This is a genomic window from Paucibacter sp. KBW04, from assembly GCF_003852425.1.
Lineage (GTDB): Bacteria > Pseudomonadota > Gammaproteobacteria > Burkholderiales > Burkholderiaceae_C > Paucibacter_A.
The window spans coordinates 204,156-219,273 of the sequence record NZ_QAJN01000016.1; the positions used below are offsets into that span (position 1 = coordinate 204,156).

10 protein-coding genes are annotated in these 15,118 nt (G+C 65.3%); 6 read left to right on the plus strand and 4 right to left on the minus strand.

The annotated features are described in order from the left end of the window. Nucleotides 1–89: 89 nt before the first annotated feature. Together DBR47_RS20440 and DBR47_RS20445 are read right to left on the minus strand one after the other, a co-directional pair. Nucleotides 90–1,067, minus strand: a complete 978-nt coding sequence (locus DBR47_RS20440; RefSeq protein WP_197047193.1) for an SGNH/GDSL hydrolase family protein — start codon at nt 1,065–1,067, stop codon at nt 90–92. A gap of 254 nt (nt 1,068–1,321) precedes the next feature. Next, a complete protein-coding gene (locus DBR47_RS20445; RefSeq protein WP_124453538.1) occupies nt 1,322–1,681 on the minus strand; it encodes a metalloregulator ArsR/SmtB family transcription factor in 360 nt (119 codons plus the stop codon). Nucleotides 1,682–1,835: 154 nt separating this feature from the next. On the opposite strand from DBR47_RS20445, the gene DBR47_RS20450 reads away from it, so the two are divergent. From DBR47_RS20450 to DBR47_RS20460, 3 genes are all read left to right on the plus strand, one after another. Then, nucleotides 1,836–2,951: an efflux RND transporter periplasmic adaptor subunit gene (locus DBR47_RS20450; RefSeq protein WP_124453540.1), complete on the plus strand. Its 1,116-nt coding sequence runs from the start codon at nt 1,836–1,838 to the stop codon at nt 2,949–2,951. Next, entirely contained in the window at nt 2,948–6,205 is a 3,258-nt protein-coding gene (locus tag DBR47_RS20455) for an efflux RND transporter permease subunit (RefSeq protein ID WP_124453542.1), read from the plus strand. Before DBR47_RS20450 ends, DBR47_RS20455 begins: the two co-directional genes overlap by 4 nt. A gap of 169 nt (nt 6,206–6,374) precedes the next feature. Beyond that, nucleotides 6,375–6,584, plus strand: a complete 210-nt coding sequence (locus tag DBR47_RS20460) for a DUF2892 domain-containing protein (RefSeq protein ID WP_124453544.1) — start codon at nt 6,375–6,377, stop codon at nt 6,582–6,584. Here the strand turns inward: DBR47_RS20460 and DBR47_RS20465 are convergent, their stop codons facing one another. Then, nucleotides 6,585–7,460, minus strand: a complete 876-nt coding sequence (locus DBR47_RS20465; protein WP_370454937.1) for a pirin family protein — start codon at nt 7,458–7,460, stop codon at nt 6,585–6,587. It abuts the gene before it with no gap. Between the two features lie 114 nt (nt 7,461–7,574). Between DBR47_RS20465 and DBR47_RS20470 the strand changes: the two genes are divergently transcribed. The 3 genes from DBR47_RS20470 (at nt 7,575) to DBR47_RS20480 (ending at nt 12,945) form a co-directional block, all read left to right on the plus strand. Continuing rightward, nucleotides 7,575–8,501 (plus strand): LysR family transcriptional regulator, encoded by a 927-nt coding sequence (locus tag DBR47_RS20470; protein WP_124453548.1) that lies wholly within the window; start codon nt 7,575–7,577, stop codon nt 8,499–8,501. 155 nt (nt 8,502–8,656) lie between these two features. Next, on the plus strand, nt 8,657–10,486 hold the full coding sequence (locus tag DBR47_RS20475; protein ID WP_124453550.1) for a PAS domain S-box protein: 1,830 nt from the start codon (nt 8,657–8,659) through the stop codon (nt 10,484–10,486). Then, entirely contained in the window at nt 10,483–12,945 is a 2,463-nt protein-coding gene (locus DBR47_RS20480; protein WP_124453552.1) for an EAL domain-containing protein, read from the plus strand. Before DBR47_RS20475 ends, DBR47_RS20480 begins: the two co-directional genes overlap by 4 nt. 188 nt (nt 12,946–13,133) lie before the next feature. On the opposite strand, the gene DBR47_RS20490 is transcribed toward DBR47_RS20480, so the two are convergent. Continuing rightward, a complete protein-coding gene (locus DBR47_RS20490; RefSeq protein WP_231512418.1) occupies nt 13,134–15,077 on the minus strand; it encodes a sigma-54-dependent Fis family transcriptional regulator in 1,944 nt (647 codons plus the stop codon). Nucleotides 15,078–15,118: the final 41 nt, after the last annotated feature.

A 15,118-nucleotide genomic window follows, 5' to 3' on the forward strand; every position in this document is an offset into this window, starting at 1 on the left:
GACGGGCACCGAAATCATGGCATGAAAGACAAAGCCCCGTGCCGGCAGCGCGCCGGGGACGGGGCTTGGGTACGAGACGCGGAAGGGGCTCAGGTCTTGCTGAGGCCGCCGCTCAACTGCTTGCGACGCACCAGACCCAGGCCCAGCAGGCCCAGCGCCATCAGGCCGTAAGTCGAGGGCTCGGGCACCACCTGGGCAAAGACGGCGTCCGCCAGCAGCTGATGACCAACCGTGGTGGGGTGGATGGAGTCCCAGAACAGCGAGGTCGCCGGGTCGCAGATATTGTCGGTACGACCGCAGGCGTTGGTGACGTTGGTCAAACCAAGGCTGCTGGCCGAACTCACGGTGTGGGTCAGGAAGCCGTAGAAGTCAAAGGTTTGCACACCGGCTTCACCGTTCAGGCGGGCGGCCAGAGCGGCGTCCATCGTTGCCGAAGCAAACGATGCCGTCGCGGACGCCTGAGGCCCGCTGCTGAGTGCATCAGGGGCGAGGCCAAAATTGGGCGTATTCATGACCAAGATGTGCTGCGCACCCCTTGCTTGCAGGGCATCGACCATATTGCCGATGTCCAGCGCGTAAGCGGCGGCCGTGTCATTGATGATGCTGGCCGCATTGGCCGGATTGGCCTTGATGGCGTCCAGCGTGGCTCGCACATTGTTGCCGCCACCGGAAATGATGAACAGCTCGCTACCGCTCACCGTCTTGCCCGAGCCAAGAAACATATTCAGCTGGGACTTCAGGCTGAAGGGAAAGCCGCCAGGGCCATCCACGCCATCCACACCGGTCTGCGCGCCACCAAAGGCGTAGTTGTCACCGCCCAGCAAAGAGGCTTGCGCGGACAAACCCATCTTGCTGGCGAAGTACTCGGACCAAACCGGCCCGTTGCTATAGCGACCAGAAAAATAAGGCGTTTTGGAAAATTCTTGATCCGTGGTGGGCGCCAGGCCATTGCTACCCAGTAGCAATGCGTTATTGCCCGCATCCGACAGGCTGTCACCAAAGATGACCAGGTTGGAAAAGCTGCTGGCCTGGGCTGCCACCGAGAGGGACAGCAGCAAACCGGTCAAGGCAAATCGAAGGGATGAATGTGTCATAGCTGCTCACAAATAAGTTGAGTGTCGGGCCGCTTGCTGGCTGTGGACCCGTAGCACAAGAGAGTCAAAAGAAAATCCGACAAATAGACGCTTGACTCATGCGCGCGCAGCATCGCCCAGGGTGCAATGACTGTCAACGTAAGCACGCACCCCTATCAACTGGCTTGCTTTTTTTTGGGCAGCGGCTAGGCCCGCAGCAAACCAGCCCTCGGCCGTTTTTGTGAGCCTCAGCGCTTGGTGCTGGCGCTGGGTTTGAAGGGGAAAAAGGAGGCGCGCTCCTGCGCCACCCGATCGCTTTGCCGGGCAATATTCCCACAGACCAGATCGCAAATCTTGTAAACCGAGGGGTCGGCGATTTTGTAAAAGGCGCTGGTGCCGCGGCTCTCGCGCAACACCAGGCCATGCTGTTGAAGCACGGTCAGGTGACGCGACACATTGGCTGCGCTAAAACCGCACAGCTCGGCCAACTCGCCGACCTTGCGTTCTTGCTGGCGCAGCAGATTGAGGATGTGCAAGCGCGTGGGCTCCGACAGGGCCTGGAAGTAGGCGGCGATCTGAACCAGGGCGGCCGGAGGTAGATCTTTCATGGGCGGGTCTCAACCCGCCGCAGCGGGTCCTTTTTCATTGGAGAACAGGAGTTTAGATGAGTGCTTGCAATCCTGCTTGCTTGACTATTTGCATGATTGCGCAAATAATGATTCATCGAAATGCATTTGTCCAGTCGATTCTTCAAAGATTGCCATGAATAAAACACTTCCTCCCCACGCTCGCCGCTCGGCCTTGGCGCTGAGCCTGATGCTGGGCAGTGGCTTGCTCGCCTGGGCTTTCGCTCCGGCCCTGTCTGCCCAGGCTCAAGCTCAGGCCGCAGCGCCTCTGGCCAGCTATCAGCTGAAGGCCGGCGGGGCGCAAAGCAGTCGCAGCTTTGACGGGGTGGTGGAAGCCGTACGCCAGACCGTGGTGGCCGCCCAGGTGGCGGGCGCCATCGTGCAGATCGATGTCAAGGCGGGTGATCGCGTCAGCAAGGGTCAGGTCTTGCTACGGGTGGACGCTCGCGCCGCCCAGGACGCCGCCCAGGCCAGCGAGGCCCAGGCCCAGGCCGCGCGCGCGACCCTGCAGCTGGCCACCCGCGACTTCGAGCGCCAGCAGCAACTCTTCAAGCAGCGCTATATCAGCCAGGCAGCACTGGACCAGGCCGAGAGCCAGTTCAAGGCGACCCAGGCGCAGGTCAATGCCCAGCTGGCCCAGCTGGGCGGCGCACGCACCCAGACCAGCTTGCATGTGGTGCGCAGCCCTTACGACGGCATCGTCTCCGAGCTGCCGGTGGCCCTGGGCGATATGGCCCTGCCCGGCCGCGCCCTGATCACGGTTTACGACCCCAGCGCCTTGCGGGTCACGGCCAATCTGCCGCAAAGCGTGGTGGCCGGCCTGAGCGCCAAGCCCAGCTTTCAGCTGGAGTTGAATGGCAAGCGTGGTGTGCAGCCCAGCCAGGTGCAGATCCTGCCCATGGTGGATGCCGGCACCCACACGGTGCAAGTGCGCCTGGACCTGGCCAAGGCCAATAGCGCCGGCTCTTCCCCCAACTACACACCCGGCCTGTTCGCCCGAGTCTGGCTCAACGACGATGGCGCGCCCGCGGTCAGCCAGCAATTGCTGCTGCCGCGCAGCGCGGTCCTGCGCCGCGCCGAGCTGCATGCGGTTTATGTGTTGAACGAGCAGGGCCAGCCCTTGCTGCGGCAGGTCCGTCTGGGCGCAGCCCAGGGCGAGCTGGTGGAGGTCTTGTCCGGCCTGAGCGCCGGTGAGCGCGTCGCCACCGATCCGGCCGCCGCCGCCCGCGTCCTCAGCGGTGCCCAGCCATGAGCAGCCCTAAGCCCAATCCTCGGCTGGGGCCCAGCGGCCGCATCGCTGCCTTCTTCCTGAGCGCCCAGATCACGCCCTTGTTGGCCCTGGTCGCCTTGCTGCTGGGCATCTTCGCCGTGCTGGTGACGCCGCGCGAAGAAGAGCCGCAGATCAACGTCACCATGGCCAATGTGATGGTGCCCTTCCCCGGCGCCGGCGTGGCCGATGTGGAGCAGATGATTGCGACGCCGGCCGAACAGGTGCTCGCGCAGATGGCGGGGGTCGAGCATGTGATGTCGGTCTCGCGCCCCGGCCTGGCCGTGCTGACGGTGCAGTTCAAGGTCGGCGTTCCCCGCACCGAGGCCTTGGTGCGGCTCTACGACACGGTCAACTCCAATGCCGACTGGCTGCCGGCCAAGCTGGGTGCCCTGCCCCCCATCATCAAGCCCAAGGGCATTGATGACGTGCCCATCGTCAGCCTGACGCTGTTCAGCAAAAAGAATGGCGAAATCGGTGCGGCCGATCTGGAGCGCGTGGCCCACAGCATGGAGGCCGAGCTCAAGCGCGTGCCCGGCACCCGCGAGGTCTCGAGCATAGGCGGCCCCGGCCGCGGCGTGATCATCGAGATGGACGCCGGCCGCATGGCCAGCGTGGGTCTGAGCGTGGCCGATCTGCGCCGCGCCCTGCAGTCGGCCAATGCCGGCGCACCCCTGGGCGATTTGCTGCGCGCCAACCAAGCGATCGCGCTGGAGGCCGGTTCTTTCCTGGGCTCGGCCCGCGAGGTGGAAGAACTCGTCGTCGGTGTGCAGGCTGGCAAACCCATCTTCTTGCGCGATGTGGCCCAGGTGCGCGACGGCCCCCTGCTGCCCACGCGTTATGTCTGGCATGGCGAGGCTGGCCAAACCTACCCGGCCATCACTCTGGCCATCACCAAAAAAGCGGGGGAGAACGCCATCGACGTGGCCAATGCCCTGATGAGCCGGGTGGACGAGCTGCGCAACACCTTGATTCCGGCCGATGTCGAGGTCAGCGAAACGCGCAACTACGGCGCCAGCGCGGATGAAAAGGCCAAGAAGCTGATCCAGAAGCTGCTCTTCGCCACCGCCTCGGTGGTGGCCCTGGTCTTCATCGCCCTGGGCCGCCGTGAAGCCGCCATCGTGGGCACGGCGGTGATTCTGACGCTGACGGTCACTCTGTTCGCCTCCTGGGCCTGGGGCTTCACGCTCAACCGGGTCTCGCTGTTCGCGCTGATCTTCTCCATCGGCATCCTGGTGGACGACGCCATCGTGGTGGTGGAGAACATCCACCGCCACCAGCAGCTCTACCCCGGCCGCAGCCTGAAGGACATCATCCCCGGCGCCGTTGACGAGGTGGGCGGCCCCACCATTCTGGCCACGCTGACGGTGATCGCAGCCTTGCTGCCCATGGCTTTTGTGTCCGGCCTGATGGGCCCTTATATGAGCCCCATCCCCATCAACGCCAGCATGGGCATGCTGCTCTCGCTCGCCATCGCCTTTGTCGTGACGCCGTGGTTGGCCCGTCTCTGGATGAAGCATGTGCCCCCGGCAGGCCACACGGCAGCTAAGGCCCAGGAACTTCACGGCCTCGCTGCCCGGCTTGCGCCGCTGTTCGAGCGCATCTTCAAGCCCTTGCTGGATTCGCAGCGCGGCGGGCGCAATCGCGGCCTGCTGGGGCTGGGCATTGCGGGGCTGATCGTCGTCTCCCTGGCCCTGCCCGCCACCGGTCTGGTGCTGCTGAAGATGCTGCCCTTTGACAACAAGTCCGAGCTGCAGGTGGTGGTGGACATGCCGGCCGGTACGCCGCTGGAGAAAACCGCCGCCGCCATGCGCGAGCTGGGCGCCTACCTGGGCACGGTGCCCGAGGTGACGCATTACCAGGCTTACGCCGGCGCCGCCTCGCCCATCAACTTCAACGGCCTGGTGCGTCAGTACTATCTGCGCGCCGACCCGAACCAAGGTGACATCCAGGTCAATCTGGTGGACAAGCATGCGCGCAAGGAGCAGAGCCACGCCATCGCCATGCGCCTGCGCCCCGAGCTGCAAAAAATCGCCAAACGCTTCGAGGCCAATGTGAAGGTGGTGGAAGTGCCGCCCGGCCCCCCCGTGCTCTCGCCCATCGTGGCCGAGATCTACGGCCCCGAGGCCGCCGGCCGCGACGCCGTGGCGCGTCAGGTGCGGGCGGTTTTTGAGCGCCAAGCCGGCATCGTCGATGTGGACGACACCTTGATCGCCGCCGCCCCGCGCCAGCTGCTGCTGATCGACCGCCGCAAGGCGGCCATGCTGGGCGTGCCGCAGGAATTGATCGTCAGCACCCTGCGCGCCGGCCTGGCCGGTGAGGCCGTCACCTATCTGCATGACCAGAGCAAATACCCCGCGCCCGCCATGCTGCAGCTGCCGCCCGAGTCGCAAGGCAATCTGGACGCCTTGCTGGCCCTGGGTGTGCGCAGCAGCGCGGGCAGCAATGCCGGCGCCCTGATACCGCTGCGCGAGTTGCTGACGATTTCGGACACGCACCGCGAGCAGCCGATCTATCACAAGGACTTGCTGCCGGTGCAGTTTGTGATGGCCGATGTGGCCGATGCCAAAACCCATCTGGACAGCCCGCTCTATGGCCTCTTCGCCATGCGCGCCGAGATCAAGAAGATCCAAACGCCCGGTGGCGGCACGCTGCAGGAGTACTTCATCCGCCAGCCCTCCGACGGCTTGCGCGACTACAGCCTCAAATGGGATGGCGAGTGGCAAATCACTTACGAGACCTTCCGCGATATGGGCCTGGCCTATGGCGTGGGCCTGATCCTGATCTATCTGCTGGTGGTGGCCCAGTTCGGCTCTTATCTGACGCCGCTGATCATCATGGCGCCCATCCCGCTGACCATCATCGGCGTGATGCCCGGCCATGCCCTACTGGGCGCGCAGTACACGGCCACCAGCATGATTGGCATGATCGCCCTGGCGGGCATCATCGTGCGCAACTCCATCCTGCTGGTGGACTTCATCAATCTGCAGCTGCGTGAAGGCATGGCGATAGAGAAGGCCATCGTCAGCGCCGCCGTCACCCGGGCTCAGCCCATCATCCTGACCGGCCTGGCGGCCATGATGGGCGCCTTCTTCATCCTCGACGACCCCATCTTCAACGGTCTGGCCATCTCCCTGATCTTCGGCATCGCCATCTCAACGCTGCTGACCCTGGTGGTGATCCCGCTGCTGTACTACGTGGCGTACAGAAACCGGGTGGAGGCGATCACGGCGAACTAGACGAAACCCTACTCACCGATGCAGCCCGACCGCACTGGGTGCCGGGCAAGCGGTGAAGCGAAGTAAAGAAGGAGGGCCGGAACGGCCCGGGTGACATGAGCGGAACCGCTTGCCCGGTGCCCAGTGCTCGCCCAATACAAACCCTAGGCAAAAGCACAAGGAGAACCTCATGAACACCTGGCAAATCGTCCGCATCATCGCGGGCAGCTTCATCCTGCTGTCGCTCGCACTGGGCGTGCCCGGCAGCCCGGTCTTTCATTCCAGCTGGTGGCTGGCTTTCACCGCCTTTGTGGGCCTCAATCTGCTGCAAAGCGGCCTCACCCGCTGGTGTTTGATGGAGTCCATCTTGGCCAAGCTGGGTGTACGCCGCGGCAACTGATCAGGCGATCAGCCGCCCTTCCTGAAAGTCCCGCACTGCTTGCATCAGTTCGGCCTGCGTGTTCATCACAAAGGGGCCGTACTGAGCGATGGGCTCGCCCAGGGGTCGGCCCGCGATCAGCAGGGCGCGAGCGCCTTGCTCACCGGCCGCAAAACGCACGCCGTCTGAGCCCGCCTGATTGGCCAGAATCGCCATGCGCTGGGCCGGCACGGTGCAAGCCTGGGGCTCAAACACCAGGCTGCCTCGGTACACATAGACGAAGGCGTTATGCCCCTCGGGCACGGCTTGCTCAAAGCTGGCACCGGGCTGCAGATGCACGTCCAGATACAGCGGCTCGGTCACATCGCGCTGCATGGCGCCTTGCACGCCGCCGCTGCTGCCGGCGATCACCCGCACCAAGCCACCTGCCTGCTCGTATTGCGGAATCTGCTCGGCCGGGATGTCGCGGTACCAGGGCGGGCACATCTTGTCCTTGCCGGCCAGATTCAGCCAGAGCTGAAAACCTTCCATGCGGCCGGCCGTTTGCTCGGGCAGCTCCGAGTGAATCACGCCACGCCCGGCCGTCATCCACTGCACGCCGCCGTCGCCCAGCAGACCTTCATGCCCGGCCGAGTCGCGGTGGCGCATACGACCTTCCAGCATATAAGTGATGGTCTCAAAGCCCCGGTGCGGATGCTCGGGAAAGCCGCCGATGTAGTCCTCGGCCTTGTCGGAGCCAAAAGCGTCCAGCATCAGATACGGGTCCAGCCGACGCTGCAATTGCTGGGTGAGCACACGGGTCAGCTTGACGCCGGCCCCGTCGCTGGTGGCCTGGCCCACCACCAGACGCTCAACGGCGCGGGCTTGTTGGATTCGGGTCGCGGTGTTCATGGTCATTCCTTTGCTTTGGACAGGCTTTGCAAGCCAGGACCTCACTGTATTCATCAACAATGAACTGCAGAAGCCCGTTGGATGGATAAGATTGTTCCACCAAAGGAACAATCAAACCCAATGTCTCTCGATGCCGATGACCTCCTGCTGTTCGCCCGGGTGATGGAGCAAGGCAGTTTCAGCCGCGCGGCCGAACGCCTGCAATGGCCCAAGTCCAGCGTGTCGCGCCGCATCGCCGCGCTGGAAGCCCGCCTGGGCGAAAAGCTGCTGCAACGCAGCACCCGCCGTTTGACGCTGACCGAATTCGGCGCCGGTGTGCTGGAGCATGCCCGCGCCCTCTCCGCCGAGGTCGATGCCGCCCTGGCCCTGGCCCTGCACCGCCAGCAAAAGCCCAGCGGGCGGCTGCGCGTGTCCATGCCGGCCGATTTCGCCAATCAAGGTCTGGCGCCCATGCTGGCGGCCTTTGTGCGCGACTACCCCGCGGTGCAGCTGGAGCTGGACCTCTCACCCCGCCGGGTCGACCTGATCGCCGAGGGCTTTGATCTGGCCCTGCGGGTGGGTGAGCTGAGCCAGGACAACAACAGCCTGGGCGCCCGCCGCCTGGCCACCTTGTCCACCGGGCTCTATGCCTCGCCCGCCTATCTGGCCCAACAGGGCGAGCCCTTGCTGCCCGAGGGCCTGAGCCAGCTGCACGCGCTGATGATTCTGGACCGCAAGGGCGAGGCCCTGCCCTGGACCCTGTTGCACGCCCAGGACCCCAGCCGAAGCTGGACCGGCGCACCCGCCCAGCGCAGCCTGGCCAATGCGCCCGAGCTGCTGCTGCGCCTGGCCTGCGCGGGGGTGGGCATCACGGCCGTGGCCGAGCTTTTTGCCAAGGCACCGGTGGCGCGCGGTGAATTATTACGGGTGCTGCCCGACTGGTGCTTGCCGCCCACCGACTGCTGGGCGGTCTTCCCGGAGCGGCGGCTGATGCCGCTGCGCACCCGGGTATTCCTGGGGGCTTTAAGCCAAGCCCTGGCCGAATGTGCGCCCCCTGCCAAGCCCTAGCAGCAAGCCCAGACGGGCGCAAGCTGCGCCCCTGTTCATAGCAACAGCAAGAACTGACATCGGCGGGCGAAGGGCGGTATGCTCCGCTGAATTACTCTGTTAGTCGAAGGGATGCAAGGCGGCGCAAAGCGCTTTTGCATGGACCGGGAGAACGGATGGGCGCGACGAGAATCTTCCCCACCCTGCTCAGCCAGGGTCTGGATCTGCTGTTCAGCACCGAGCTGCCTGTGGGCCTGGCCCTGCTGGACCACGAGTTCCGCTACGTCCGCATCAACAAAACGCTGGCGGACTTCAACGGCGTGCCAGCGCAGGAAGCCCTGGGCCAGACCGTGCAAGCCGTGCTGCCCGAGGCCTACGCCACGCTAGGCCCCTTGCTGCAGCAGGTGCTGAGCAGCGGCGAGGCCCTGCAGGGCTTCCGGGTGCAGGCCGAGGTGCCTAGCTTTCCTGGCGAACTGTCGGAGTGGGAGGCCAGCTATCTGCCGGTCAAGAACGAGTACGGCTACACCTGCGGCATCCTGGTACAGGCCATCAATATCACCGTCCAGCAGCTGGCCCAGCGCCGCGAGCGCCAAAGCGAAGAACGGGTGCGCCGGGTGCTGGACAGCCTCTTTGTGCTGGTGGGCGTGCTGACCCCTGATGGCGTCTTGCAAGAGGCCAACCGCGCCCCGCTGGAGGCTGCCGGCATCAGCCTAGAAGAGGTGCAAGGGCAGTATGTCTGGGACACCTATTGGTGGAGCCACGACACCGAGCAGCAGGAGTGGCTCAAGAGTGCGGTCAAGGAAGTGGCAGCGGGGGGGCTGGTGCGCAGAGAGGTCAAGGTCTGCATGGCCGGCGGCCAGCTGGTCACCATCGACTTCATGCTGGCGCCACTGCGCGACGAGGCCGGCCGCATCACCCATCTGATCCCCTCGGCCATCGACATCTCCGACCGCGTGGCCAGCGACCGCGCCCTGCGCGCCAGCGAGGCGCGCTTTCGCAGCGCCTTCGAGGCCGCACCCGATGGCATGACCTTGGTCGATGCCGAGCGCCACATCCTGCTGGCCAACAAGAGCATGAACCGCTTGTTCGGCTACGCGCCGGGCGAGCTGACCGGGCGTTGCATCGACGAGCTGCTGCCGGCCGCCATGCGTCAGGCCCATGTCGGCCATGTGGGCCGCTTCTTCGCCACGCCCCAGGTGCGGCCCATGGCGGCGCGCAAGCCTCTGCACGGGCAAAGGCTGGACGGCACGCTCTTTCCCCTGGAGGTCGGCCTGAGCCCGATTCCCGGCAGCGACCCGCCCGAGGTGCTGGCCACCGTCTCCGACGTCAGCGAGCGCGTCGCCGCGCAAACTGAAATCCAGAAGGCATTGGAGGAGAAGACCGCGCTGCTGAACGAAGTTCATCACCGGGTCAAAAACAATCTGCAAATCATCTCCAGCCTGCTGCGCCTGCAGTCCGCCAGCGCCCCCGAGGCGGCCCGGCCCGCCTTGCAAGACAGCCAGGCCCGGGTGCGCGCCATGGCCTTGACCCACCAGCTGCTGTACGAACGCAAGGACTTCTCCGGCATGGAGCTGGGGCCTTATCTGCACAAGCTGACCGCCCTTCTGTGCGAGTCCTATCTGGGCCAGCAGTCAAGGGTGAGGGTGGAGGTGCAAGCGCCCGAGCGTGGCCTGCACATCGATTTGCAAACCGCCGTGCCCTGCGGCCTGGTGGTGAATGAGCTGGTGGTCAACGCGCTCAAGCATGCCTTTCCCGGCGCTCGCTCCGGCCTGATCCGCGTCAGCGCGGGTGACGACCCGGCAGCGCCGGGCAAATCCTTGTTCATCGAGGTGAGCGACGACGGCATCGGCCTGCCCGAGGGCATGGCGATGGAAGGCGCCAACTCCCTGGGCTTCCAGCTGGTCCCCCTGCTGGCCGACCAGATGGAGGCCAGCCTGGCCTTGCTGCCCGGCCCCGGCACCCGAGTGCGCCTGCAAATCCCCCGCCGTGAGGGCCTCCCACTATGAACGCGGTGATCGAAGTCAAGAGCCAGAACAAGACGGTGAGGGTGCAGATCGTCGAGGACGAACGCATCGTGGCACTCGATCTCAAGTTCAATCTGCAACAGCTGGGTTTTGTCGTCACCGGCATGGCCAATAGCGAGGGCGAGGCCCTGGCCCAGGTGCGGCGCGAGCGACCCGATGTGGTGCTGATGGACATCAATCTGGGTCGCGGCGGCGACGGCATCCAAGCCGCCCAACAGCTCAAGGACGAGTTCGGCGTGCCGGTGATCTTCCTCACCGCCTACGCCGAGCCGGAGACCTTGGAGCGCGCCGGCCTGAGCGCGCCCTACGGCTATCTGCTCAAGCCTTTTGAGCTGCGCGAACTCAACGCCACCATCCGCATGGCCTTGGCCCGGCGCGAGGTGGAGCAAAGGACCGAGCGACTGGAGCAACGCTTCCGCCTGGCCCTGGACGCCGCCCGCCTGGGCGTGGTGGAGTTCCATCGCAATACCGATGCCGTCGAGCTGGACGGCCATATCGCCCACCTGATGCGCAGCAGCCCGCTGGGCTTCAAGTTCTCGCGCGACGAGTTCCTGGCCCGTCTGGTCGAGCCTGCAGTGCGCGAGCGCCTCAGCTCCCTGCTACTGCCCGGCGGCGTGGTCCACACCCTGGCCCTGTGGCAGCGCGATGACGAGGAGCTGATCTGGCTGGAGATCCATGCCTGCCATTTCGTCGATGAAGACAAGGTCATCGGCGTGTTCCGTGACGTCACCACCCAGGTCAATAACGAGGAACGCCTGCAGCAGGCGGCCGTCGTTTTTGAGTCCGCCACCGAGGCCATCGTGATCCTGGACGGCGGCTATCTGGTGCGGGCCGCCAACCCCGCCTTCACCGCCCTCACCGGCTGGGCTCACCACGAGGTGCTGGGTCGGCATCCGGACGACTTCTTGCACGCCAAGCGCTCCAGCGACCGCATGAGTGCGCGCGAGAGCCTGGCCGCCGGCGCGGCCGCCACGCCCTGGCATGGCGATGTCTATTGCCTGCGGCGCGACGGCAGCCTGTTCCCGGCCTGGGAGCATGTGGCCCCGGTGATGGGCAAGGAGCAGGAGGTCTCGCACTATGTGCTGAGCTTCAGCGACACCTCGGCCCTGCGCGATGCTGAGATGAAGATTCACCACCTCGCCTTTCACGACGCGCTGACGGGCCTGGGCAATCGCCATCACCTCAACCACTGCCTGCGCGAATGCATGAACCGCCGCCCCAGTGAGGGCCAGCCCGAGAAGTTCGCCCTGATCTTCATCGATCTGGACGGCTTCAAGACCATCAACGACACCTTGGGCCATGCGGTGGGCGATCTGCTGCTGATCGAGATCGCCGCCCGCCTGAGCAATCATCTGCGCAGCACCGACGTGCCCATACGCCTGGGCGGTGACGAGTTCGTGCTGATTCTGCAATCCATCCAGCGGCCCGAAGACCTGATCAGCGTGGCCGACAAACTGCTCGTCGCCATCCGCCAACCGGTCGACCTGGGCCTGGGCGAGCCGGTGCAGGTCTCGGCCAGCATAGGCATCGCCCTCTTCCCCGATCATGCCGGCAGCGTGGACGATTTGATCAAGGCCGCCGACAGCGCCATGTACGCCGCCAAGGCCTCGGGTCGAGACCGCTATGCCTTCTACAGCGCCGCACTCTCGGCCCGCGCGGTGGAACGCATGCAGATCGAGCAAGGCCTGCGCCGCGCCTTGGGCGCTCAAGAGCTGCGGGTGCTCTGGCAGCCGGTGGTCTCGCTGCGCGATGGTGGCCTGCTCGGCGCCGAGGCCTTGCTGCGCTGGACCCATCCCGAGCATGGCCCCATCGGCCCCGAGCGTTTTATCCCGGTGGCCGAGGAGACCGGGTTGATCGACGCCATCGGCGACTGGGTCTTGCGCGAAGCCTGTGGCCAGGCCGCGCGCTGGCTCAAGGCCGGCTTTGCCTTTGAGCGCGTGGCCGTCAACGTCTCACCACGTCAGCTGCAACACGAGGGTTTCGCCCAAAGAGTGGAGGCCGCCCTGCAGCAGGCCCAGCTGGCCCCGGAAAAGCTGGAGCTGGAACTGACCGAATCCTCTTTGCAAAGCGGCGACTCCGTGCTGCGCGCCCTGCACGCCCTGCGCGCCCTCGGCGTCAAGCTCGCCCTGGACGATTTCGGCACCGGTTTTTCATCGCTGTCCATGCTCAAGATGCTGCCCATAGACCGGCTCAAGATCGACCGGGGTTTTGTACGCGACCTGGCCCGTGACCCCAACGACCTGGCCATCGCCCGCGCCATCGCCGCCCTGGCCAGCACCATGGATCTGGCCGTCACGGCCGAAGGCGTGGAAACCGCCGAGCAGCGCGACATCCTGCTAGGCATGAGCGTGCTTGAAGCGCAGGGCTGGCTTTACAGCCCGGCGGTGGAGGCGAAGGAGCTGGAGCTTTGGTTCGAGCCCGTGGCTAAGAAGCCGAGCTGAGCTTCGCGTAGATCCAAAATTTCCCGGGCCGGCCACGCACTTGGCGATAGCTTCGCAACAAGCCCTCGCCTTGGAAGCCGCAACGATCCAAGACACGTGCTGAGCGCGAGTTGGACTCAGTGCATGAGGTGTTTGAATCGCTTCTTTGGATTCTCAGAGCCGATGCAAGCCAGCCAATGCCCCGCCGCTCAGCCCCTCAAACCATAACGCTGCATTTTTGCGTACAAGGTGCTCTTGGCGATATTGAGCTGCTTGGCGCTGCGGGTCAGATTGCCCTCGCAGGCGGCAATGGCGCGCACGATCAATTGCTCCTCGTTTTCGGCCATGCTGGGCAGCGCCAAGGGGCGCTCAGCGGGCTGGTCCAGGCCGGCAAAAATGCTGGGATCCAGCTGCAGCTGCTCGGCCGTCAGGGGGCGATCTGGGCTGGTCAGCACCGCGCCTTCGATGATGTTGCGCAGCTCGCGCACATTGCCGGGCCAGGGATAGGCGGTCAAACGCGCCAGCACGGCGGCGTCGAGCTGCTCGGCACTTTGGCCCTGCTCGCGCCGAAAGCGCTCCAGGAACTTTTGCGCCAGCAAGGCGATGTCGGCGGGCCGCTCGCGCAGCGGCGGAATGCGCAGGCCGGTGACGGCCACGCGGTAGTACAGGTCCATGCGGAAGCGGCCGGCGGCCACCTCCTGGCGTAGGTCGCGATGGGTGGCGGCCACCAGGCGGAAGTCCACTTTGCGGGGCTCGTTATCGCCCAGGCGGTAGATCACGCCTTGCTCCAAAACCCGCAGCAGCTGAGGCTGCATGTCCAGCGGCAACTCCCCCAGCTCGTCCAAGAACAGGGTGCCGCCGTGAGCCGCTTCGATCTTGCCCACCATGCCGCCTTTGCGCGCACCGGTGAAGGCACCTTCGGCATAACCGAAAAGCTCGCTGGCCAGCAATTCACGCGAGAGGCCACCGCAGTTGAGCGCCACGAAACTGCCGCCGCGGCCCCCATGAATGCCGCGCGCAAACTCCTCCTTCCCGGCCCCCGTCTCGCCTTGCAAAAGCACCGGCACCTTGGAGCGCGCCAGCTGCTGGGCTCGTTGGATCAACTCCTGCATCGAAGGGTCGGCGGTCAAGACATGCTCAAAGCCGGTCGCCTCGGGAAATACACGATCGGCGGCCGGTGGCGGCGCGGCCCAGCGCGCCCGACCCTGGCTCGCGGGCAGGATCAGCATCGCGCCCAAATGCTCGCCCTTGACAACCAGGGGCTCCAACCACTCTGGCCGCATCCACTCGGGCAAATGCGCTTTCTGCACGCCCCGGCTGAGTCGCCCTGCGACCAGCTCTGGCACGCTGCGCGCCACCGCCAGGTCCAGGCTGCCTCCAGCATCGCGAATCGCCAGCTGCGCATGCTCGCTGGCCTTGATGGGGCAGCCACGCCGGTCAAACAAGACCACGGCATCGCGCCCCGCAGAAGACCAACGCCCCATGGCCAAATCCAGCAACCGGTAGCGGCGCTCCATCTCGGCCATGGCCAAACGGCTCTCGATGCGACTGGCGGTCGTCACCACCAGGGCCAGGCTCTGGCGATTGAAGGTGGATGAAAGGCCGGACACATCGATGACACCGACGATCTCCCCGTCCGCCGGGTGGTGAACGACCGTGGCGGAACAGGTCCAACGCTTGATGCCGGCGCAAAAGTGCTCGGCCGAATGAATCTGCACCGGCTGGCCGAGCGCGAGCGCCGTGCCGATGGCATTGGTGCCACACAGGTTCTCGCTCCAATTGGCCCCCGGAACCAAGCGTATGTTTTCGGCCGAGCGCAGCGTCGGCCCGTCGCCTTCGGTGCTGAGAATGGCGCTGTGCGAATCGGCCAGGGCCATCAGGGCGCCGGTTTCGGCCAGGTAATCTCGCGCGCAAGCCATCACCGGGGCACTGGCTTCCAGCAGATCGCGGCGGCGCTCACGCAGCAGATAAAGGTCTTGCTCGGACACCGGCGTGGGGCCACTGCGTCGGTTTGGGTCCACCTTGGCATCGGCACAGCGCTGCCAGGACACATCGACCAAGGAGCGCAACACGCCTTGCGGCCGGGCTTGCCCGTTCAGAAAAGATTCCCAGGCCTTGCTCACAGCCAATTCATCGCCGGGGTTCGAAAACATTTGTTCCGCCGAAAAGGCCATTTGTTTGTCTCCACCAAGCC